20 protein-coding genes and 1 other annotated feature (1 of these 21 running past the window's edge) are annotated in these 21,963 nt (G+C 50.6%); of the genes, 18 read left to right on the top strand and 2 right to left on the bottom strand.

Annotated features, from left to right (window positions below; all coding sequences use genetic code 11):
• Positions 1–112: 112 nt before the first annotated feature.
• From K8U60_RS10340 to pheA, 4 genes are read left to right on the top strand one after another with little or no spacing between them, the layout of a single operon-like run.
• Positions 113–628: a Spo0B domain-containing protein gene (locus K8U60_RS10340; RefSeq protein WP_223638189.1), complete on the top strand. Its 516-nt coding sequence runs from the start codon at positions 113–115 to the stop codon at positions 626–628.
• 1 nt (position 629) lies between these two features.
• Positions 630–1,919 (top strand): GTPase ObgE, encoded by a 1,290-nt coding sequence (gene obgE, locus K8U60_RS10335; protein ID WP_223638186.1) that lies wholly within the window; start codon positions 630–632, stop codon positions 1,917–1,919.
• A gap of 16 nt (positions 1,920–1,935) precedes the next feature.
• A complete protein-coding gene (locus tag K8U60_RS10330; RefSeq protein WP_263298639.1) occupies positions 1,936–2,388 on the top strand; it encodes an ACT domain-containing protein in 453 nt (150 codons plus the stop codon).
• A gap of 15 nt (positions 2,389–2,403) precedes the next feature.
• Positions 2,404–3,267, top strand: coding sequence for a prephenate dehydratase (gene pheA, locus K8U60_RS10325; RefSeq protein WP_223638183.1), 864 nt, complete (start codon positions 2,404–2,406; stop codon positions 3,265–3,267).
• Positions 3,268–3,496: 229 nt separating this feature from the next.
• On the opposite strand, the gene K8U60_RS10320 is transcribed toward pheA, so the two are convergent.
• Positions 3,497–4,030 (bottom strand): transcription repressor NadR, encoded by a 534-nt coding sequence (locus K8U60_RS10320; protein WP_223638180.1) that lies wholly within the window; start codon positions 4,028–4,030, stop codon positions 3,497–3,499.
• A gap of 125 nt (positions 4,031–4,155) precedes the next feature.
• Here K8U60_RS10320 and ruvA point away from each other — a divergent pair, with 125 nt between their 5' ends.
• The 14 genes from ruvA to dtd all read left to right on the top strand — a co-directional run bounded on the left by ruvA (position 4,156) and on the right by dtd (position 19,759).
• Complete coding sequence (gene ruvA, locus K8U60_RS10315; RefSeq protein ID WP_223638177.1) at positions 4,156–4,752, top strand: Holliday junction branch migration protein RuvA; 597 nt, start codon at positions 4,156–4,158, stop codon at positions 4,750–4,752.
• 18 nt (positions 4,753–4,770) lie between these two features.
• On the top strand, positions 4,771–5,769 hold the full coding sequence (gene ruvB / locus K8U60_RS10310; RefSeq protein ID WP_223638174.1) for a Holliday junction branch migration DNA helicase RuvB: 999 nt from the start codon (positions 4,771–4,773) through the stop codon (positions 5,767–5,769).
• Positions 5,766–6,848, top strand: a complete 1,083-nt coding sequence (gene queA / locus K8U60_RS10305; protein ID WP_223638171.1) for a tRNA preQ1(34) S-adenosylmethionine ribosyltransferase-isomerase QueA — start codon at positions 5,766–5,768, stop codon at positions 6,846–6,848. The genes ruvB and queA overlap by 4 nt, the downstream gene beginning before the upstream one ends.
• On the top strand, positions 6,845–7,987 hold the full coding sequence (tgt, locus tag K8U60_RS10300; protein ID WP_223638168.1) for a tRNA guanosine(34) transglycosylase Tgt: 1,143 nt from the start codon (positions 6,845–6,847) through the stop codon (positions 7,985–7,987). Before queA ends, tgt begins: the two co-directional genes overlap by 4 nt.
• Positions 7,988–8,029: 42 nt before the next feature.
• Positions 8,030–8,305, top strand: coding sequence for a preprotein translocase subunit YajC (yajC, locus tag K8U60_RS10295; RefSeq protein WP_223638151.1), 276 nt, complete (start codon positions 8,030–8,032; stop codon positions 8,303–8,305).
• A gap of 119 nt (positions 8,306–8,424) precedes the next feature.
• Positions 8,425–8,739, top strand: coding sequence for a post-transcriptional regulator (locus tag K8U60_RS10290; protein WP_223638149.1), 315 nt, complete (start codon positions 8,425–8,427; stop codon positions 8,737–8,739).
• Between the two features lie 470 nt (positions 8,740–9,209).
• Positions 9,210–11,483 carry a protein translocase subunit SecDF gene (gene secDF / locus K8U60_RS10285; protein WP_223638147.1) on the top strand — a complete coding sequence of 758 codons (2,274 nt, stop codon included), beginning with the start codon at positions 9,210–9,212 and terminating at the stop codon, positions 11,481–11,483.
• A 79-nt stretch (positions 11,484–11,562) separates the two neighbouring features.
• The gene (locus K8U60_RS10280; protein ID WP_223638145.1) at positions 11,563–11,916 is read left to right on the top strand and encodes a LapA family protein; all 354 of its coding nucleotides are present in this window, start codon (positions 11,563–11,565) and stop codon (positions 11,914–11,916) included.
• 83 nt (positions 11,917–11,999) lie between these two features.
• A complete protein-coding gene (recJ, locus tag K8U60_RS10275; protein WP_223638144.1) occupies positions 12,000–14,342 on the top strand; it encodes a single-stranded-DNA-specific exonuclease RecJ in 2,343 nt (780 codons plus the stop codon).
• Positions 14,333–14,845, top strand: coding sequence for an adenine phosphoribosyltransferase (locus K8U60_RS10270; RefSeq protein ID WP_223638143.1), 513 nt, complete (start codon positions 14,333–14,335; stop codon positions 14,843–14,845). The genes recJ and K8U60_RS10270 overlap by 10 nt, the downstream gene beginning before the upstream one ends.
• A 91-nt stretch (positions 14,846–14,936) precedes the next feature.
• On the top strand, positions 14,937–16,490 hold the full coding sequence (locus K8U60_RS10265; protein WP_223638142.1) for a glycoside hydrolase family 55 protein: 1,554 nt from the start codon (positions 14,937–14,939) through the stop codon (positions 16,488–16,490).
• Positions 16,491–16,511: 21 nt separating this feature from the next.
• Positions 16,512–17,036, top strand: coding sequence for a type 1 glutamine amidotransferase domain-containing protein (locus tag K8U60_RS10260; protein WP_223638141.1), 525 nt, complete (start codon positions 16,512–16,514; stop codon positions 17,034–17,036).
• Between the two features lie 80 nt (positions 17,037–17,116).
• Positions 17,117–19,309, top strand: a complete 2,193-nt coding sequence (locus tag K8U60_RS10255; protein WP_223638140.1) for a RelA/SpoT family protein — start codon at positions 17,117–17,119, stop codon at positions 19,307–19,309.
• Between the two features lie 9 nt (positions 19,310–19,318).
• Positions 19,319–19,759, top strand: a complete 441-nt coding sequence (dtd, locus tag K8U60_RS10250) for a D-aminoacyl-tRNA deacylase (RefSeq protein ID WP_223638139.1) — start codon at positions 19,319–19,321, stop codon at positions 19,757–19,759.
• Positions 19,760–19,977: 218 nt separating this feature from the next.
• On the opposite strand, the gene K8U60_RS10245 is transcribed toward dtd, so the two are convergent.
• The gene (locus K8U60_RS10245; protein ID WP_223638138.1) at positions 19,978–21,549 is read right to left on the bottom strand and encodes an SH3 domain-containing protein; all 1,572 of its coding nucleotides are present in this window, start codon (positions 21,547–21,549) and stop codon (positions 19,978–19,980) included.
• Between the two features lie 240 nt (positions 21,550–21,789).
• Positions 21,790–21,963: a binding site (T-box leader), on the top strand; it runs 66 nt beyond the window's last position.

The raw sequence follows: 21,963 nt of genomic DNA, 5'->3' as shown, positions 1-21,963 counted from the left end.
TTCTTTTGAAATTTATAAGCGCGGATCCGAGAACAGGCTCTACGCATTATTTTAGGAATTTACTCCAAACTCTTGGTATACTGGAATAAGAAGCTGAACCGGGACGTGACTTATGGAAAAGACAATTACAGTGGCACAATCGCTTCGGCATGCGCGCCATGATTTTTTAAATGAATTGCAATTGATCAAAATGAATTTGGACCTTGGCCGTCTCCAGGAGGCACAGGCGATTATTCGTTCGCATGCCGAAGCGGCTATGCATGCCAGCCGGCTGGCTGATATCGGGCTGCCGCTGACAGAAGAATGGCTGTTGACTGCAAATTGGCGCTTTCCCGGCTTTAATTTTCGAGTGGAGTGCCCGGCGTTGAAAGCACCTGTGCAGTTTGATGCAGACTTTCGGCGTTTTCTGGAGGCTTTCGTTGAATCCGCCAAAGGGCGCCTGTCACCCTATCAGGCTTTTTATGGCGTGATTACATTGACTTCGAGTGCGGCATCTTTTGAAATGAAAATTGAGTGTCCGGGAAATTGGCTGGATTTGGACATTTTGGAAACACCGGGATTTATGGTACGAAAAGAGTGCAGCGAAGACAGCACAATGATAGCTGTTCGTGCACAGATGGAGGGATAATATGTTTGTCGATCACGTAAAAGTTTATGTTAGAGGTGGCGACGGCGGGGATGGCATGGTTGCATTCCGCCGCGAAAAATATGTACCGGACGGCGGACCTGCCGGCGGTGACGGCGGTAAAGGCGGAAATATCATCTTTATCGTTGAAGAAGGATTACGGACGCTGATGGATTTCCGCTACAAGCGGATCTTTAAAGCCGAACGCGGAACACACGGCATGAGCGCCAATAAACACGGTGCCAAAGCTGAAGATACATTCATCAAAGTTCCACCGGGCACAGTCGTAAAAGACGTCGAAACTGGCGAAACGATTGCCGATTTGGTGGAGCATGGCCAAACAGCAATCATCGCTAAAGGTGGACGCGGAGGCCGAGGAAACTCACGTTTTGCGACGCCTGCAAACCCAGCACCGGAGCTGTCTGAAAAAGGCGAACCGGGCTTTGAACGCAATGTCATCCTGGAATTGAAAGTGTTGGCGGATGCCGGACTTGTCGGATTCCCAAGTGTCGGAAAATCGACGTTGTTATCGGTCGTTTCCGCTGCCAAACCAAAAATCGCTGAATACCATTTCACGACAATCGTCCCGAATCTCGGCATGGTTGAAACGGAAGACGATCGCAGCTTTGTCATGGCCGATCTTCCAGGCTTGATCCAAGGCGCCCACGAAGGAATCGGCCTTGGCCATCAATTCCTCCGCCATATCGAACGGACGCGTGTCATCATCCACGTCATCGATATGTCAGGTCTTGAAGGACGCGACCCTTACGAGGATTACGTCACCATCAATGAAGAATTGAAGCAATACAATATGCGGTTGACGGAACGTCCGCAATTGATCGTTGCAAACAAAATGGATATGCCGGATTCTGAAGAGAATCTAGCGAAATTCCGTGAAAAGTTGCCGGAAGATGCCCGCATTTTTCCGATCTCAGCATTATCACGCAAAGGCCTGAGCAATCTGTTGTTCGCCATTGCCGATGTGATTGAAGTGACGCCGGAATTCCCATTGATCGACGAGGCCGAAGAAGATTCAGAAAGCACGGTTCTCTACAAACACGAATCCGATGCAGATGGCTTCAACATTACGCGTGAGTCTGACGGCGCATTCGTATTGTCCGGTTATGCGATTGAACGGATGTTCAAGATGACCGACTTCTCGCGTGAAGATTCGATTCGCCGATTTGCCCGCCAGATGCGCGGTATGGGAATCGACGATGCGCTTCGTGAACGCGGAGCGGAAAATGGCGACACGGTTCGCCTGCTCGAATTCGAATTTGAATTTATGGATTGATGCGGAGGTAGCTTGAATGAAGGATATTTCGGAACAACGGTATTATTTAGTGCGTGAAGACGTTTTGACGGAAGCGATGCAAAAAACGCTCGAAGTGAAAAAAATGCTGCAGAATGACCGCATTTCCATCATGGACGCGGTCAACAAGACAGGTCTTTCGCGCTCTGCGTTTTATAAATATCGGGACGCTGTATTTCCGTTCCATTCGATTGTCAAAGAACGGATCCTGACGGTTTTCCTGCAATTGGAGGACCGGTCAGGGACGCTCGCGACACTTCTGCAGACAGTCGCTGAAAACGGCTGCAATATTTTGACCATCCACCAGACCATTCCGATCCAGGGGCGGGCGAATGTTACCTTGTCACTGGACGTAACGGCGATGGAAGGGGATTTGGACCTGTTTTTACAGCAGCTGAAAAAGCTCGATTTTGTCGAGTCGGCTGATGTGGTATCAAGTGGATCATCTTAATGGAGGAATGTTTAAATGACTGGACAATCTGTTGATAAACGAATCTCATATTTAGGGCCGGAAGCATCATTTACACACCTTGCGGCAAAAAAAGTTTTCCCTGAAGGTACCCTGGTGCCATTTACAACCATCCCCGAATGCATAGAAGCAGTGGCAGAGGGCAGCGTGGATTACGCTGTCGTGCCGCTGGAAAATGCGTTGGAAGGATCTGTTCCACTGACAGTGGATTATTTATTCCATGAAGCGCAATTGTATGTGACGGCTGAAGTCTTATCGCCGATCGAACAGCATTTGCTGGTACACCCTGAAAACCGCAACGCGGAAGCATTCGAAGCGATCTATTCGCATCCACATGCATTGGCGCAATGCCATAAATACCTTTTTTATACATATAAGAACACGCCTTTGGAACAATACAGTTCGACAGCTGCTGCGGCAAAAATGGTTTCTGAATTGCCGGAACGCAATATTGCGGCTATCGGCAATGAATTCTCCGCCCATAAATACGGGTTGGACATTCTGCAGCGTGATATCCACGATTTCCATTTTAACCACACACGCTTTTTCGTGCTGTCGAAATCGGACCATAAGCTGACAGATCCGGCGCATGACAATCAAGTCAAAACAACGTTGATGATCACGCCGCCGGACGACGACCGCTCGGGTGTCCTGCACCAGATCTTGTCCGTCTTTGCTTGGAGACGCTTGAACTTGAGTAAAATCGAGTCGCGTCCTTTGAAGACCGGCCTCGGCGATTATTTCTTCATCGCGGATGTGCTGGCAGACGAAGGAGACGCCATGATGCGCGGCGCCTTCGAAGAGCTTGCTGCACTTGGCTGTACGGTGAAAACTTTAGGTTCGTATTATACGTATAAATAAAACATGGAAGCCCTGCAGCGAAAACGCTGCGGGGCTTTAAGTTTGTAGAAGGAAAAGTGATTTATAGACTCTATAGCGAATCCTGCTCTCCAGGCGTAGCTATGCCCTATGCGACCGAAGCGTTTTGTAAAAGCTGACTCCGTAGTTCAACTTGCCTTTCCTACACGTAAACATTCAAAACAAAAACCCACAACCCCGCAAAATGCGGAATCATGGGTTCAATCAAATCCTATTCAGTTTCCTCCAGCAAAAATCCGTTGTCCCGCATCACGCTGACGGCTTTTTCAAGCGTTGCGTGATCTGATGCGGTGATGGTGTGGAGGTGTGTGCCGTCTGTCAGTTCCAGCAGATAGCTGGCGCCTGTGTCGTGGACGCGTTTCATGAAGGCTTCGACTTCCTGGGCGTTCGCGACATGGATACCGGCTGTCAGTTCACCGTAGACTGGATGCTCGATCGAGACGTCTTTGACCGTGACGCCTGACTCGACCAGCAGCTTCAGTTCACGTTCGGTATCTTCGGGCTGGTGGCGGCAGGCGATGCGCCGGCTGGCTTCTTGTATGGCGCGGTCAGCGAGATACAGATAGCCCTGGCTGGTGGCGAGAATCGGCTCGCCTTTTGCCTTCAGCAGGGTCATGTCGCCGACGATGACCTGGCGTGACACACTCGTAAGCGCAGCAAGTTCGCTGCCGGTCATCGGTTGTGCCGAAGCTTTGATTTTTTCCAGCAGGAATTGGCGCCGCTGTTCGCCGAATAATTTTTTCATGTGGATCCCTCGCTTATCGACTCGTTATCTTTATCTTAACATGTGCCGAATAGCAACGGGTTTATTTCGTCTAAAGCAGCCGAATATGGTATAATCGTTAAGTTGAATTAAAGGAGAGACTGTCCATGTACGATTACATAAAAGGCAAGGTTACACGCATAACGCCTGAATATTTAGTGATAGAACAGCAGGGCATCGGCTGGCAGATTTTTGCGCCGAATCCGTACTCGTTCGGCTCGGACGAACTGCAGGTATTCCTGCATCATCATGTCCGGGAAGATGCGCAGCTATTGTTCGGATTTCCGACACTTGAGCAACGGGAATTGTTCCGCAAGCTGATTTCGGTGTCAGGCATCGGCCCAAAAGGCGCGCTGGCGATCCTGGCAAGCGGACAGCCGCAGCATGTCATCGAAGCAATCGAACGGGAAGATGAATCCTATCTGGTGAAATTCCCGGGCGTCGGCAAAAAGACGGCCCGCCAGATGATTCTGGATCTGAAAGGCAAGCTGACCGAGTTTTTCGGCGATCCTTTCGATCCGGAAGAAACGAACACACTCTTGTCGAACGACCAGGGAGAACTGGAAGAAGCGATGCTGGCACTGGGAGCACTGGGCTATTCGGAACGCGAAATCACCAAAGTCAAACCGCAGCTGCGGGATTTGGATCTGGATACAGAAGGCTTCATGAAAAAAGCCTTGCAGCTGCTGCTTAAACAAAACTGATGAAAGGAGGCGAACGGCATGGAAGAACGCATCATAGACAGTGAGGTATCGGAGTTCGATGAACGCTTTGAGCAATCGCTCCGCCCTCAATTGCTGGGCCAGTATATCGGCCAGCATACAGTCAAACACAATCTGCAGATCTTCATCGAGGCCGCGAAAATGCGCCAGGAAAGTTTGGACCATGTGCTGTTGTACGGGCCTCCTGGACTCGGGAAAACCACACTCGCTGCTGTTATCGCCAATGAAATGGAAGTCAACATCAAAATGACCAGTGGACCGGCCATCGAGCGCCCGGGTGATCTGGCGGCGATCGTGTCGTCATTGGAGCCTGGAGACGTGCTGTTCATCGATGAAATCCATCGCTTGAACCGTTCGATCGAGGAAGTGCTGTATCCGGCGATGGAAGATTTCTGCCTGGACATCGTCGTGGGCAAAGGGCCGACCGCACGCTCTGTCCGGCTGGATCTGCCGCCCTTCACTTTGATCGGGGCAACGACGCGTGCAGGTGCTTTATCTGCGCCGCTGCGCGACCGTTTCGGCGTCTTGTCCCGCCTCGATTATTACGACACGGAAGCTTTGACGGATATCGTCATGCGCAGCTCAAAATTATTTGAAGCGGATATCCATCCGAATGCCGCTGTCGAAATCGCCCGACGTTCCCGCGGGACTCCGCGTATCGCCAACCGTTTACTCAAACGCGTACGCGATTATGCGCAAGTGCGCGGAACCGGCTCCATCACCATGGAGATGGCGGAGCAGGCACTGGAAATGCTGCAGGTCGATCCGCTTGGATTGGACCATATTGACCATAAATTATTGACGGGCATGATTGAGCGCTTCCGCGGCGGTCCGGTTGGCCTGGATACCATTGCTGCGAGCATCGGGGAAGAGTCGACGACGATCGAAGACGTCTACGAACCGTATTTGCTGCAGATCGGATTTATCCAGCGTACACCGAGAGGCCGCACCGTAACGCAGCTTGCCTACGAACACTTTAAAATGGAGATGCCTGAATGACTAAATTGAACACACCACCCACAACCTTAAATGTACAGGATTTTGATTTTGAACTGCCGGAGGAATTGATTGCCCAAACGCCGTTGCTTGACCGTACGTCGAGCCGTCTGTTGGTCATGAATAAAACCACCGGTGACATCGAACACCGCCATTTCCGTGACATTACCGAACATCTGCATGAAGGCGACACATTGATCCTTAATGATACACGCGTGCTTCCCGCCCGCTTGATGGGCGTCAAGGAAGACACAGGCGCCAACATCGAACTATTGCTCTTGAAGCAGATCGAAGACGATGTCTGGGAGACCTTGGTTAAACCGGCGAAGAAAGTGAAAGTCGGTACGGTCGTTTCTTTTGGGGAAGGCTTGCTGCGTGCAGAATGCACCGGCATCCTGGACCACGGCGGCCGTCATTTCAAAATGATCTACGATGGTATTTTCTACGAGATTCTGGACCAACTGGGCGAAATGCCCCTGCCGCCTTATATCCGTGAAAAACTGGAAGATCAGAATCGCTACCAGACTGTTTTCGCAAAAGAGCGGGGAAGTGCTGCAGCACCGACAGCCGGGCTTCATTTCACCGATGAGCTGTTGGAGGAGATCCGTGCCAAAGGCGTCAATATCGCATTTATCACACTGCATGTTGGACTCGGAACATTTCGTCCCGTATCGGTCGATTCGATCGAAGACCACGAAATGCATTCGGAGTTTTACCGCATCACCCAGGAAACAGCCGATTTGATCAATCAAACCAGACAACAGGGAGGCCGCATCGTATCTGTCGGGACGACATCGACGCGCACCTTGGAATCGGTTGCCCAGAAGTTCGGTGGGGAGCTGCAGGAAGACAGCGGCTGGACCGATATCTTCATTTTCCCGGGCTACGAATTCAAAGCCATCGACGGCTTGATCACCAATTTCCATTTGCCGAAATCGACGTTGGTCATGCTGGTCAGCGCTCTTTCGAACCGTGACCACATTTTGACCGCCTATCAACAAGCCGTTGATGAACGCTACCGTTTCTTCAGTTTCGGAGATGCGATGTTCATCGAACCACAGAAAAAGGAGAATCACCAATGACAGCAGCAGTAACGTATGAACACATCAAGACCTGTAAACAAACCGGCGCGCGCCTGGGCATCGTCCATACGCCGCACGGTTCGTTCGAAACGCCGGCATTCATGCCCGTAGGGACGCAAGCGACGGTCAAGACCATGTCACCTGAAGAATTGAAAGCCATGAACGCCGGCATCATCCTCAGCAACACTTACCATTTATGGCTGCGCCCCGGCAACGACATCATCAAAGAAGCGGGCGGCCTGCATAAATTCATGAACTGGGATCGTCCGATCCTTACCGATTCCGGTGGATTCCAAGTGTTTTCGTTGAGTGAATTCCGTAACATCAAAGAAGAAGGCGTCCATTTCCGCAACCATATGAACGGCGATAAGCTGTTTTTAAGCCCGGAAAAAGCGATGCAGATCCAGAACGACCTGGGCTCTGACATCATGATGGCCTTTGACGAATGCCCGCCATTCCCGGCGACGCACGAATACATGAAATCCAGCGTTGAGCGGACCTCGCGCTGGGCGGAACGCTGCCTGGAAGCGCATGAACGCAAATCGGACCAAGCCCTGTTCGGCATCATCCAGGGTGGCGAGTTCGAAGACCTGCGCAAGCAAAGTGCCCAGGACCTCGTTTCGCTCGATTTCCCCGGTTATGCAATCGGCGGTCTGTCCGTCGGCGAACCGAAAGACGTCATGAACCGTGCACTTGAATACACGACGCCGTTGATGCCTGCCGACAAACCGCGTTACCTGATGGGCGTCGGTTCACCCGATTCCTTGATCGACGGTGCAATCCGCGGCATCGATATGTTCGATTGTGTCCTGCCGACACGTATTGCCCGCAACGGCACATTGATGACCAGTACGGGCCGGTTGAACATCAAGAATGCTGCTTTCAAGCGTGATTTCGGACCGATCGACGACAAATGCGATTGCTATACATGCAAAAATTATTCGCGTGCATATGTCCATCACTTGATTCGTGCAGATGAAACGTTCGGAATTAGGCTTACTAGTTATCATAACCTGCAATTTCTGTTAAACTTAATGGAACAGGTGCGTCAAGCGATTCGCGAAGACCGTCTGGGAGATTTCCGCGAAGAATTTTTTGAAGCTTACGGTTTCAATAAACCCAATGCTAAAAATTTCTGAGTCTGTACGAGAATAGAGAAAGTGAAAGGGGGAAAATGAATAATGGAAACTTTAATTGCGTTATCACCTTTACTATTAATGTTCTTGCTAATGTGGTTTTTCATCATCCGTCCTGCCCAAAAACGTCAGAAGGCAACGGCAAACATGCAGTCTGAATTGAGACGCGGCGACCGCGTTGTAACAATCGGCGGCTTGCACGGCCTTGTTGATGCAGTGGACGATGCAACTGTCTACATCACTGTAGCTGATGGCACACGCTTGCAGTTTGAGCGTCAAGCAATCGCTAAAGTAGTCGAATCAGCAAAATCGATGATCTAAAATGTAAAAGCTCGCCTTCGAACCTGAAGGCGTTTTTTTTAACTAAAAATAATGTCCTTATTCTAAATTTTCCAGTTACAGGGTACAATGGATACAGTACAAGGGAAAGGAGAACACGCATGACGAGTTATCCAGATCATTTTGAACTCGTATTGCCGGCGCTTCAAAGCAAATGCAGCGAATTTCATTATTTCCAATACGATACTTTCACCGAAGAAGACCTATGGGATTTTTGTATCAAGAAAAAATGGCGAAAAAAAAATATAAGCAATATGCACTTATATGAAATGATCAACGACATCATGGACATGACCGCTTCCGACTTTCTGGCCTACCACCAAGTCGAAGCGTTGAAGAAGGCGCGCTGGAACGACGACAGCACACTCGAAAACATCGAGCACCTCCTGCGTCCATCTCCGAAAAAACCGAAGTAAGTTGATTAGTTTATTTATAAAAATTACCTTTCTGAAATGGATATTCCGCAAACCAGCTCTGCTTTCCTACGGGCTTGCGCCGAACTAACTCGGGCTAATGCCCGAGTGGATTTCGGCACTTCGCTTGCCCGCGGGAGTCTCCGCTGGTTCGCTCCATATCCTATTATTTACAAATCATATATTTATTTTTTAATTCGTATTTGCATGATTATTAGAAGAAAGAGTGGAAGGCGGCACATGCTCCAGTAAAGCGAGTTGCGATAATACTGCTCCTGCATCGCTGCGCTAGCTTCGTCGCAAAGGCATTGTCCGAACTGCCTTCGCCCAATGCCTTGTCCGCCTGGAGCGAATTCTCCATACAATGAAAACTGTTTTTTTATTCAACTCACCAAGTTCAATTTGACAGCAATCAGCGGCTGTTTCATAATGATAGTGCTTATGTTTTACACACCCGAGGAGGAAGTTTACATATGAAAGCAAGAGGTCGCATCATTGCCTTTTTCTTACTGGTTATTGTACTGATAGGAATCATTGGCACCACGAGTTTACCCATCGCAAAAGACATACGGTTAGGGCTTGACCTGCAGGGCGGCTTTGAAGTGCTCTACGAAGTGGAAACCTTAGATGGCAAGGAAGTTACAGAAAGTGTGCTGACGGATACGACGGACGCGTTGATGAACCGGATCAACGTTCTCGGTGTAAGTGAACCGGTCATCCAGATTGAAGGGGAGGACCGGATCCGGGTCCAGTTGGCGGGAGTCGAGGACCAGTCGTCGGCGCGTGAATTGCTGTCGACGGAAGCGAATCTGACTTTCCGTGACGCGGAAGACAATCTGCTGCTTTCGGGAAATGATTTGAAGCAAGGCGGCGCAACCGGAACTTTCGACCAGAACGGCAATCCGATTGTCACGCTGGAATTGAATGATCCCGGCAAATTCGCCGAAGTGACAGAAGAAGTTTCCCAGATGCCGGCACCGGACAATGTCTTGGTCATCTGGCTGGATTTTGAGGAAGGTGTGGATTCCTTCGCGGAAGAACGCATGAAGGCGGATCCGAAATTCGTCTCGGCACCGAGTGTCCAGCAGCGGATTTCGTCACCATCCGTTGAAATCTCGGGATCGTTCTCTGTAGAAGAAACACAGAATCTGGCAGGCATCCTGAATGCCGGTGCTCTGCCGGTTAGTCTGGAAGAAATCTATTCGACTTCTGTCGGCGCCCAGTTCGGTGAACAGGCGCTTGACCAGACTATGGTCGCTGCAGCTGTCGGTATCGCATTAGTGCTGGTGTTCATGCTGGTTTATTACCGCTTGCCGGGTATGGTCGCAGTCGTTACGTTATCGGCGTATGTGTACCTGATCCTGCTGGTGTTCGAATGGATCGGCGGCGTTCTGACGCTTCCGGGAATCGCGGCGATCATGCTGGGTGTCGGGATGGCAGTAGATGCCAACATCATCACCTATGAGCGGATCCGTGAAGAGATGCGAGTCGGGAAATCGGTTCAAGAAGCGTTTAAAGTCGGCGCACGTTCTTCTTTCTCCGCAATCATCGATGCCAATATCACGACATTGCTTGCGGCCGTCGTGCTGTTCTATTACGGGACAAGCTCGGTTAAAGGATTTGCGACATTATTGATCATCTCCATTTTGGCCAGCTTCCTGACAGCTGTTTGGGGATCTCGCCTGTTGCTTGGTCTGTGGGTCCACAGCGGTGTGCTGGACAATAAATTCGGGTTGTTCGGTTTGAAGAAATCGGCCATCCATGCAAGAGAAGAAGAGTTGGAAATCACGGATCTTTCAACCCGCTTTGACCGTTTTGATTTTGCGGGCAACCGCAATAAATTCTTTTTGGCTTCGATCGTTCTGATTGTGGCGGGGATGGCTGTTATTGGCGTGTTCCGCTTGAATCTGGGCATTGACTTCTCAAGTGGTACCCGTGTAGAAATCACTTCAGAAGCGGCATTGACGAAAGAAGAAGTACAAAGCTTCCTGGACGGCGCCGGCTTTGAAACGGATGACATCGTCATTTCGGGTGATGCATCCAATATCGGGGTAGCCCGTTATAACGAGGAATTTAGCCAGGAAGACATCAACAGCCTGAAATCGGTAGCGACAGAAGAGTTCGGTGCAGAGCCGAACGTTTCGACTGTATCGCCGACAGTCGGCCAGGAACTCGCGAAAAACGCGTTGTATGCCTTGTCGATTGCGGCAATCGGCATCATCATCTATGTAGCCTTCCGTTTTGAATGGCGTATGGGTGTGGCTTCCGTCGTCGCATTGATCCATGATGCATTCTTCATCGTTGCCATCTTCAGCCTTCTGCGTCTGGAAGTGGACATCACCTTCATTGCGGCTGTCCTGACGATTGTCGGGTATTCGATCAATGACACCATCGTGACATTTGACCGAATCCGTGAAAACATGAAGCGCATGAAGAAAATCGATTCTGTCGAACAGTTGGAGAAAGTGGTCAATGTATCGCTCCGCCAAACACTCGGCCGTTCCGTCAACACAGTATTGACCGTGCTGCTGGTGGTCATCGCATTGTTGATCTTCGGTGCACCATCGATCACCAACTTCTCCATCGCGTTGCTTATCGGGTTGATTGCCGGTACGTATTCTTCGATCTTCATCGCTGCCCAGTTATGGCTGGTTTTGAAGAAAGGCGAGCTGAAGAAAAAAGGACCGATCGACATCGAGAAGAAAGAACAAGAAAGCAAATGGGGTTCTGACGAGCCTGTCGTATAAGTTTAGGTTGGAATTGGAACAGGGTATAGTTATTATGACCTTGTTCCATTTTTTTATTAGTTTGAAAGGAGACTATACGATGAAATTACAATGGCTTATTTTAATCGGACTTGTTTTTGCAGTCATCATTGCGGTGTTTGCCGTTGTCAATGTGGATGAAGTGCCTGTCAACTATGTATTCGGCGAAGCTGAATGGCCGTTGATCCTGGTGATTCTGGCTTCTGCGCTTCTCGGGTTTCTGCTCAGCGGTGTGCTGGCGATCCTTCGCAACTACCAGATGCAGCGCAAAATAAAATCGCTGCAGAAAGAGATGGCGGTCAAAGAAAACCTGATCGCGACCCAACAGAACGAAATCGGCGAATACCAGAAAGCTGGTGTGGTGCCGGACGCTCAAGTCGTCACCAGCGAAGAGCGGACAAAAGAGGAAATCTGAAAAATGAACCTTTCGGTGCAGTTGCCGAAAGGTTTTTGTCTGCGATTTTTTACTGTATAATGAACCGGTGAGGAAGTGATACGATGATTGAATCCAAAAAAAGATGGCGTTTGACGACGCCGGACGAACAGGCAGTACAGGAAATCCAAAAGGAATTGAAGATTTCATCCGTATTGGCCAAGATTTTGGTGACGCGCGGTTTGGATACTGTGGAAGCAGCCCGCGTGTTTATGGAAATGGACGTCAGCGGCATACATAATCCCTATTTGATGAAGGATATGGATGTGGCAGTGGAACGCATTCGCGCAGCCATCGACCGCCAGGAGAAAATTGTAGTTTATGGCGATTATGATGCAGATGGTGTGACAAGCACCACGGTCATGATGACTGTTTTGCAGGATTTAGGGGCAGATGTGTCCTTTATGATACCGAACCGCTTTAAGCATGGGTACGGACCGAACACGGAATTGTTTCAACAGGCTTTCGATAATGGCACAAAATTGATCGTCACGGTGGATAATGGCATTTCAGGCATCGAACAGGTCGATTTCGCCAATGGGTTGGGGATGGATGTCATTATCAGCGACCACCACGACATCGGAGAAACCTTGCCGAATGCTTTGGCGGTTGTCCATCCGCGCCATCCTGAAGGGAATTATCCGTTCGGGGAACTGGCCGGAGTCGGTGTAGCTTTTAAAATGGCACATGCCCTTTATGAAGAAATGCCGGATCACCTGATCGAACTGACGGCGATCGGTACCGTTGCCGATTTGGTTCCGCTTCACGGCGAAAACCGTTTATTTGTCAAAGAAGGACTGGCGGCGCTGATCGATTCGCCGAGCCCGGCGGTTGCGGCGCTATGCGAAGTGGCGGGCGTCAAGCAGCAGGACATTACGGAAGAGACGATTGGCTTCATGTTCGGTCCGCGCATCAATGCAATCGGACGGCTTCAAGACGCTGATCCCGCGGTTCAGATGTTCTTGACGGAAGACCCGGCGGAAGCGCGTTCACTGGCTTCCGGACTGGACGTCTTGAACAAAGAACGCCAGGCCATCGTCAAGCAGATTGCAGAAGAAGCGATGCAGCAGGTGGAACAGCGTTATCCGGACGGGTCTCCGCGCGTGATCGTGGTCGCTCAGGAAGGCTGGAATCCGGGAGTTGTCGGCATTGTCGCGTCGAAACTGACTGAAAAATTCTACCGCCCGTCGATCGTCCTGTCGCTGAACCCGGATACCGGAAAAGCGAAAGGCTCTGCCCGCAGCATTGAAGGCTTCCATCTGTATAACGAACTGGCTAAGAACCGGGACATCCTTCCGCATTTCGGTGGACACCCGATGGCAGCCGGCATGACGCTCGAAGCATCTGACGTCGATGATCTGCGTGACCGTCTCAACAAACAGGCGGAAACCAGTTTAACGGAAGAAGACCTCTTGCCGGTCGTGGAAATCGACATCCCGCTTCGCCTGGATGAAATCGACATCACGGCCATTGAATCAATGCGTCTTCTGGCCCCTTTCGGCATGGGCTTCGCCAAGCCGAAGTTCTATCTGGAAGGCGTCAAAGTGGCGTCGATCCGTAAAATCGGTGCAGCGCAGAACCATTTGAAAATGGAACTGACGCAGCATGCAGCTTCGCTGGACGCTGTCGGTTTCGGCATCGGACCAGTCGGTGACGAGCTGACACCGGACGTCAAAATAGACGTCATCGGCGATCTGCAGATCAATGAGTGGAATGGCCGCAAAAAGCCGCAGCTGATGGTGGAGGATGTCCGCACGGATCAATGGCAATTATTTGATATCCGCGGCATTCGCCAAGTATCGCGCTGGTCCAAGCTCATTCCTCAGGAAAACCAGGTATATTTGGCTTTCAAAGAAGAAACGCCTTCTATCTTCCAGTCGTTTCTGTCACAGCCGATCTGCATGGCTGACAAATTGGATTCATTGGCAGGCAACAAGCATCACTTGGTGCTGTTGGACCTTCCGGAATCGGAAGAGCAGTTGGCCTCGGTTCTCGCGACATTGAAACCGCAGCGGATCTATGCGCATTTCCATGCCAAGGATTCGCAGTATTTTGAGCAGATCCCGACGCGTGAGCAGTTTAAATGGCTGTTCGCTTTCCTGAAGAAACGCGGTACTTTTGATTTCAATAAACATTGCGACGAGCTGGCAAAACATAAAGGCTGGACGCGTGAATCATTATTTTTCATGCTGCAGGTGTTTTTTGAACTCGGTTTTGTTACACTTAACAATGGCATTACCGAGATTGCACAATCGCCGAGCAAAAAGGATTTGTCGGAAGCGCCGATCTACAAGAAGCGCGAGCAGCAGATTGCACTGGAGCAGAAGCTTTTGTATGCATCTTATAAAGATTTAAAAGAGTGGTTCGATGCGAAAGTGTCTGCCAAGGAGGAAGAAATATGGATTTGAAGAAGTACATCACTATTGTTGAAGATTGGCCGAAACCAGGCATCCAGTTTAAGGACATCACTTCGTTGATGGACGACGGAACTGCCTATAAGTATGCGACGGATCAAATCGTTGAATACGCAAAAACAGTGAATGCTGAAATTATCGTAGGACCGGAAGCGCGCGGTTTCATCATCGGGTGTCCGGTTGCCTATGCGCTTGAACTTGGCTTTGCCCCAGTCCGTAAAGAAGGAAAATTGCCGCGCGAAGTAATCCGTGCCCAATATGGCCTTGAATATGGAACAGACGTATTGACGATGCATAAAGACGCCATCAAACCGGGTCAGCGCGTTTTGATCACCGATGACTTGCTTGCGACAGGCGGCACGATCGGTGCGACCATCAATTTGGTTGAACAAATGGGCGGCATTGTAGTCGGCTGCGCATTTTTGATCGAGTTGACTTATTTAGACGGCCGCAAGAATTTAGACGGCTATGATGTAACGACATTAATGCAGTATTAATAGTGAATCTCTTCGCCTTTTCGGGTGGAGGGATTTTTTTCTTGCATCAAGGGTATGGACACAGTAAAGACAAATAGGAGGTGACCGGAATATGAAGTTGGAAAAAGAGCACAACCCCCGATTAAATGCTGCATGGATTGACCACTACCTGGACAACCGTACACCTCTAGAGAAAATCACCCGCGAGACAGAACAATTCTTCAACGCCATCAAAAAAGATTTTGCCGTCAGCAAACATGCCCGGCGGAAATCCAGCCTCACTGAGAAACTATGGTCTTTATTCGCAGAAGAATTCATTCCCGAAGACGAACATGGCTTTGGGACCCGTGTGTCCGGACAGCGGCTTTATCCGGAATGGAAAGAACGGCTGGACAGTGAATACCGCAAATTGGATTCAACCATCCAGCGCCGCGTCAACGTCCGGGATTATGGCGCTTTGGGCGACGGGGAAACAGACTGCACCGAAGCTTTTAAAAAAGCTTTCGGCAAAGGCGCGGTCGAAGTAAAGGTGCCGGCAGGCGTTTATGTGGTAGAAGGCCTTCGGCTGCCGTCGTGGACCCGCCTGATCGGAGCGGGGAAAGGCCGTACCACCATAAAGTTGCATCCGAAAGCGCCGCGGAAGGCAAGGCTTTTGACCAATAGCCATCACCTGTCGGGCAACCGCAATATTTCCGTGGAGAAGCTGACGCTTGACTGGCATGTCGAACGCCTCGGCGAAGTCGAGAACACCAGCGCAGGCGGCAATCATTCCAGCTGCCTGACCTATGCGCACGTCACCTATGGCTGGGTCAAGGACGTGGACGCGCTCAATCCGGGCCTGCATTGCTTCGATATCACGGCGCCTCTTTATAATTACGCCGGAGACGGGCTGCGGGGCAAAGGCGGCAGCCGGTTTGTCTGGCTCGACGGCGTCACCGGCTCCGGTTTTGGCGATGATGGACTGACGACGCATCACAGCGATTATATTTTCGTCTCCAATTCGCATTTCAGCGACCCGAGCGGCCGGGCGCATCAAGCTGGCTTTTCCAACTCCAATGGCTTTGAAGTGGATGACGGCTCCCGCCACGTTTGGCTAGTCGACAATTCCAGCACCCGCTGTTTCGGAGGCATCGAGATCAAAGCCCACGCCAATTCCTCGGCAGCATCAGGGGTCTATATTTCGGGGCATCTATCGGTCCACGACAACCGGTCGTTCAATTTCCGCCATATCGGCCATCATAAAAAAGACGATCCTGAATCGCGGTCAGCGTTCAATATAAAAGCGCAGCGGCTGGTATCCATCGAACCTATTGAAACATCCCTCTACGAAGGGTCGCCACCGCGAAGTTTGGTGGTGTCCGGCTATCGGAATGTCGCCATCAACCGCTTTTTGTTTATAGGAGATCCCGATACTGATTATAAAAAGCAGCCCGCTGCCGCGATTCAATACCGCGCCGCATGCGTGTCGTTGACCAATGGCGTCATCCGGGATTTCACAACGGCAAGCGCTGATGTGTCGATCGCCGGTGGCGAACAAAGCGCGCGGAGTGTGCGGGTGGAAAACTTGATCTGCCTGGGTTCTGCCGAACAGGCGGTGGCTGTCGGAAAAGGCAGCGAACTGGTCCGTTTGGAGAGTGTCAGAAAACGTAGCAGCCATTTACTTTAAACTATACGAGGAGGCAATAATATGAGATTGACTGGAAAGAAAGTGTTGAGTTTCATTCACCATGAATTCGAGGATCTGGAACTTTGGTATCCGATTTTAAGATTGCGTGAAGAAGGGGCAGAAGTGGACATCGCAGGAGAGGAGGCAGGTGTCGATTATATCGGCAAATACGGCGTTCCGGCAAAATCGGATATGACTTATGGCGAAGCGCTCGCCAAGGAATACGACGCGATTCTTGTTCCAGGCGGCTGGGCACCCGACAAAATCCGCCGCTTTCCGGAAGTTTTGGAGATGGTCTGCCATATGGATGACCAGAAAAAGCCGATCGGGCAAATTTGCCACGCCGGGTGGGTGCTTATTTCCGCCAATATTTTAAATGGCCGAAAAGTCACCAGCACGCCAGGCATAAAAGATGATATGGTCAATGCCGGCGCGGAGTGGCTGGATGAAGCCGTGGTGGTGGATGGGCACTTGGTGTCAAGCCGCCGGCCACCGGATCTGCCGGATTATCTCCGTGAATTCATTAAAGTGATGGAGAAGGGCTAACAAAGCTTTACATTTAACCACTTTGTTTTTTATAATAGAAAGATATACTTTTGGAAAAATTTAAAGCAAGGTGGGCAATTATGGCGAAGGATCAAGTGAGAACAGCTGAAGATGTATTCGAGATGGTTGCGTCTTATATGAATGCCGATCATGTGAAAACGATTAAGAAGGCGTATCAAGTTGCGTACGATGCCCACATGGGACAGTTCCGGAAATCCGGAGAACCGTATATTGTGCATCCGGTGCAGGTGGCCGGGATCCTGGCAGAGCTGCAGATGGATCCAGCCACTGTGGCAGCGGGCTTTTTGCATGATGTCGTGGAAGATACGGAAGTCAGCCGGGAAGACATCGTCCGTGATTTCGATGAAGAAGTGGCGATGCTGGTCGACGGCGTGACCAAGTTGAGCAAGATCAAGTATTTGTCCAAAGAAGAGCAGCAGGCGGAAAACCACCGCAAGATGTTTGTGGCGATGGCACAGGACATCCGTGTCATCCTCATCAAACTGGCTGACCGTCTGCACAATCTCCGGACCCTGAAATACCAGTCTGTTGAAAAGCAGCGCATCAAAGCCAATGAAACCTTGGAAATCTTTGCCCCGATTGCGCACCGGCTTGGGATCAATACCATCAAGTGGGAACTGGAAGATACGGCATTGCGCTATTTGAACCCGCAGCAGTATTACCGGATCGTCAATTTGATGAAAAAGAAACGGACCGAACGGGAAGAATATTTAAATAAAGTTATGGGTGAGATCCGCACACAGCTCGACGAAGTCGACATCAAGGCGGATCTTTTCGGCCGGCCGAAACACATCTACAGCATTTACCGGAAGATGGCCATCCAAAATAAACAGTTCAACGAAATCTATGATTTATTGGCAGTCCGCATCACCGTGGAAAGCATCAAGGACTGTTATGCGGTACTGGGCATCATCCATTCCACATGGAAGCCGATGCCGGGCCGCTTCAAGGATTACATCGCGATGCCGAAACAGAACCTATACCAGTCGCTGCACACGACCGTAATCGGTCCACAAGGCGATCCGCTGGAAGTGCAGATCCGCACCGAAGAAATGCACCGTATCGCCGAATATGGGGTAGCGGCGCATTGGGCCTATAAAGAAGGCAAAACCATCGACAAGCCGAAAAGCTCGGTCGATTCACGCCTGTCGTGGTTCCGTGAAATCCTGGATTTCCAGAACGAATCCGACAACGCGGAAGAATTCATGGAATCGTTGAAATACGATCTGTTTTCCGATATGGTCTACGTCTTCTCGCCAAAAGGCGACGTCATCGAAATGCCGGCAGGCTCCTGCCCAATCGATTTCGCTTACCGTGTCCACTCGGAAATCGGCAATAAAACCATCGGCGCCAAAATAAACGGCAAGATGGCACCGCTCGATACGGAGTTGCATACGGGAGACATCGTGGAAATTTTGACGTCGAAGCAATCTTTCGGTCCAAGCCGTGACTGGCTGAAAATCGCCAAATCGACGCAGACGAAAAACAAGATCAAGCAATTCTTCAAAAAGCAATTGCGTGAAGACAATGTCCAAAAAGGCCGGGACTTGATCGAAAAAGAGATCAAATCCCAGGAGTTCCCGATCAAAGAAGTGCTGACGAACGAAAATATCAAGCGCGTCTGCGATAAATTCAATTTTGCAGGCGAAGACGATATGTACGCAGCGGTCGGCTTTACCGGAATTACGGCTCAACAGGTCGTCAACCGCCTGGCAGAAAAAATGCGCAAAAAACGTGAGCAGGAAGAAGCACTTGAAAAAATCACCGTTGAAATGAAATCCAATGTACCGAAAAAGCAGACGGAATCAGGCGTCATCGTCCGAGGCATCGACAACATGATGATCCGCCTGTCGAAATGCTGCAACCCGGTGCCGGGCGACGACATCATCGGCTTTATCACTAAAGGCCGAGGCGTTTCCGTCCACCGCACCGATTGTCCGAACATCCACTCCGAAGAAAACGACCGTCTGATACCGGTTGAATGGGAGAATGAGGGGTCGCCGGACAATAAATCGTACCAGATCGACATTGAAGTGCAGGCATACGACCGCACCGGTTTGATCAATGAAGTCATGCACATGGTCAGCGAAACGAAGACGACCATCACCGCCGTGAGCGGCCGTGCGGATAAAGACAAGATCGCGACGATCAATCTGTCGATCATGATTCCGCATATCTCGCACCTGAACCGCGTCGTCGAACGGATCAAATCGATTCCCGATGTCTACTCGGTCCAGCGTGTGACGAATTAAGGAGGCAGCATGAGAGTAGTTCTGCAACGATCCAAAGGAGCATCGGTGACGGTCGAAGGCGACATAACCGGCGCCATCAGCTCCGGCTATGTGCTGCTTGTCGGCATCACCCATGAAGATACAGAGAAAGATGCCGATTATCTGGCCGGCAAAATTGCTCAGCTTCGCCTGTTCGAAGACGAAGAAGGCAAGATGAACCGATCGATTCTCGACAACGGGGGCGAGATCCTGTCGATCTCCCAATTCACGCTTTACGGCGATGTCAAAAAAGGGCGTCGGCCAAGCTTCATCTCGGCGGCGCGGCCGGAAACGGCAGAACCGCTTTGGCAGGCCTTTAACGAGGCGCTGCGAAGTCATGGCCTGGTTGTCGAAACCGGCACCTTCGGCGCCATGATGGACGTCCAGCTGGTCAATGACGGCCCCGTGACGATCCTGGTGGAATCTAAATAGAAATTTGAGGAGAAGTGCAGGCGAGTTAGCCTGTGCTTCTTTTTGGTTTGTCCAACTTATCCCTACTTCCCGCACGATACGCACGTTCGCGGCCAGATACGCACGCTTTTTTCAAAATACGCACGCTCAGCAGATATTGCGCACGTTCGGAAAGAAATATGCACGAAACACAAAAATCCACACAAAAAAGCACGGAGAATATTTTCTCCGTGCTTTTTTTATTCGCCCAGCTGCGCATCAAAGTAGTTGATGATGCCGGTGTAGAGGCCGAGCGCCGCCTGTTCGCGGAATTGCTTAGTGGTCAGGACGCGTTCCTCGTTGAAATTGCTGAGGAAGCCAAGTTCGACGAGCACGGCCGGCTGCTGATTTTCACGGAGCACGAGGTAATTGCCGTGCTGGACGCCGCGGTCATGCAGGGTCAATTTGTCGCCGAGTCCCGAGTTGAGGTATTCGGCTAATTCTTTTTGGTAATCGTGCTGGTAATAGGATGTGAATCCAGATATGCTGCTGTCGTCGGTGGAATCATAGTGGATGCTGACAAAGGCGTCGGCTCCAGCCTGCTGGCTGCTGGCAACGCGCTTGCGCAGGTCGACATAGGTGTCGGACTGCCGGGTCATGACGACTTCAGCTCCAGCTGCGTTCAGATGATGGGACAGGGTTTCTGCCGTCTTCAAGGTCAATTCTTTTTCTTCTGTTTTGCGGACGCCGACGGTACCGCCGTCATTTCCGCCATGGCCCGGATCGAGCACGATGGTGATACCGTTCAAGGTGCCTTTCTTGCGGTCAGGCACTTCTGTCTGCTCTTCTTCTGCGATCGCGTCTTCTGAAGACACGACCCATTCAGCAACAAAGGCGGCCTGGCCATCCGGTAATGAAACCTGATACCATTCGCCTTGCTTATCGAGGACCGGCAAGTTATCTCCGGCATCTGCGCGGCTGGCAACTTCAGATGCAGTTGTCGCTTCGGTCCGCAGGTTTGTACCGTCGGTCAGGATGGTGACGGACTCTTGTGTATCGTTCGAGCGCGTTTCGGCTGTCTCGTCGGATAATTGGCCGTGGAATGCATATGCCCAGCCGTTTTTGCCTTCAGCCAATTGGATTTCCACCCAATTTCCTTTCATGGACACGACAGGGAAGACTTGCCCTTGGTTGACTGTCTGTTGGATCTTCGAGCTGAGGTCAGGTTTTGAACGGACATTCAATGCGCTGACGGCAATTTCAAAAGATGAGACTTTGGAAAGCGCCTCTTTCTTTTCCTCTGTTTTCTCGGCGTCAGCCGGCTGATCTGTTTCGGGTGCTCCATCAGCCACGCTTATGTATTGCTTGGAGACAAATCCCCGGGTATTGCGGAAATTGATTTCCAGCCAGTCTCCTGCTGCGCTGATCACTTCAGCCTCGTCTCCGGCTTTCATCTTCGTCAGCACAGCTGCTGAGAGATCGGGTTGTGCACGGACGTTCAGGCCGTTGACCGAAGATACGGCTGTTTGGCCGGATGCCGTTTGTTCTTCATCCTTGGATGTCGTCAGCCAGGAAGCGATCCAGCCTTCCTTGTCATCCACACGGACTTCCAGCCAGTCGCCTTCTTTGGAAATGACGGAAGCCGTCTGTCCCTGCTCCAAGTCGCCGGTTACGCTGTATGACAATCCAGGGCCGCTTCTGACATTGACCGTAGTGCCGGAAATTTCGACGCTGCCGGTATCGGCTGATGCATGATCTTTATCGAGCAGCGGCAAGCTGCCGGCTATGAATAAAAAGAATAAAATAAGTACGATGAACCATTTGCGTTTCATGCCATTCCCCCTAAAGAAACTTCTCTCCCATAGTATCAAAAAACGGGCGCCTTGTGTCAAAAAGGTTGACAAGCTATCGGGGAGTTATTAAGATTGATTTATCCCGCTTTAACGGGCAGTAGGACTCCCGCTTATAAAAGAGGGAGCTCCACTGCCCGTAAAAGTCCGATTGGGTCAACTAACACTCAGTGGGGGATAAAGAATCCCCACTGAGTGAAGTTTCTCTTTATTATACTTATATATTTGCTGACGACGGAGAAAGTAATTGCATGATTTGGCTGAAAAGAGAGGGAAAGTCTCAGGCTGTAAACTTTCCTGCAGACAACTGCGACGAAAAACACTTTCGAGGCTTTTTTCTGAAAAGCGTAAGCCGCTTATTAGGAAAAAACGGAACCGGCCGTTACCCGGAATGAG

The organism is Planococcus circulans (assembly GCF_020023385.1).
In the GTDB taxonomy this organism is placed as follows: domain Bacteria; phylum Bacillota; class Bacilli; order Bacillales_A; family Planococcaceae; genus Planococcus.
This window is presented reverse-complemented; position numbering and strand designations above follow the sequence as displayed.

Bases quoted from the DNA above. Each gene is read 5' to 3' on its own strand.
- ruvA (WP_223638177.1), top strand. From the start codon at position 4,156: ATGTACGATTACATAAAAGGCAAGGTTACACGCATAACGCCTGAATAT.
- obgE (WP_223638186.1), top strand. From the start codon at position 630: ATGTTTGTCGATCACGTAAAAGTTTATGTTAGAGGTGGCGACGGCGGG.
- K8U60_RS10270 (WP_223638143.1), top strand. From the start codon at position 14,333: ATGGATTTGAAGAAGTACATCACTATTGTTGAAGATTGGCCGAAACCA.
- K8U60_RS10340 (WP_223638189.1), top strand. From the start codon at position 113: ATGGAAAAGACAATTACAGTGGCACAATCGCTTCGGCATGCGCGCCAT.
- K8U60_RS10290 (WP_223638149.1), top strand. From the start codon at position 8,425: ATGACGAGTTATCCAGATCATTTTGAACTCGTATTGCCGGCGCTTCAA.
- queA (WP_223638171.1), top strand. From the start codon at position 5,766: ATGACTAAATTGAACACACCACCCACAACCTTAAATGTACAGGATTTT.
- secDF (WP_223638147.1), top strand. From the start codon at position 9,210: ATGAAAGCAAGAGGTCGCATCATTGCCTTTTTCTTACTGGTTATTGTA.
- tgt (WP_223638168.1), top strand. From the start codon at position 6,845: ATGACAGCAGCAGTAACGTATGAACACATCAAGACCTGTAAACAAACC.
- K8U60_RS10255 (WP_223638140.1), top strand. From the start codon at position 17,117: ATGGCGAAGGATCAAGTGAGAACAGCTGAAGATGTATTCGAGATGGTT.
- K8U60_RS10260 (WP_223638141.1), top strand. From the start codon at position 16,512: ATGAGATTGACTGGAAAGAAAGTGTTGAGTTTCATTCACCATGAATTC.
- K8U60_RS10245 (WP_223638138.1), bottom strand. From the start codon at position 21,549: ATGAAACGCAAATGGTTCATCGTACTTATTTTATTCTTTTTATTCATA.
- yajC (WP_223638151.1), top strand. From the start codon at position 8,030: ATGGAAACTTTAATTGCGTTATCACCTTTACTATTAATGTTCTTGCTA.
- dtd (WP_223638139.1), top strand. From the start codon at position 19,319: ATGAGAGTAGTTCTGCAACGATCCAAAGGAGCATCGGTGACGGTCGAA.
- ruvB (WP_223638174.1), top strand. From the start codon at position 4,771: ATGGAAGAACGCATCATAGACAGTGAGGTATCGGAGTTCGATGAACGC.
- recJ (WP_223638144.1), top strand. From the start codon at position 12,000: ATGATTGAATCCAAAAAAAGATGGCGTTTGACGACGCCGGACGAACAG.
- K8U60_RS10330 (WP_263298639.1), top strand. From the start codon at position 1,936: ATGAAGGATATTTCGGAACAACGGTATTATTTAGTGCGTGAAGACGTT.
- K8U60_RS10265 (WP_223638142.1), top strand. From the start codon at position 14,937: ATGAAGTTGGAAAAAGAGCACAACCCCCGATTAAATGCTGCATGGATT.
- K8U60_RS10320 (WP_223638180.1), bottom strand. From the start codon at position 4,030: ATGAAAAAATTATTCGGCGAACAGCGGCGCCAATTCCTGCTGGAAAAA.
- pheA (WP_223638183.1), top strand. From the start codon at position 2,404: ATGACTGGACAATCTGTTGATAAACGAATCTCATATTTAGGGCCGGAA.
- K8U60_RS10280 (WP_223638145.1), top strand. From the start codon at position 11,563: ATGAAATTACAATGGCTTATTTTAATCGGACTTGTTTTTGCAGTCATC.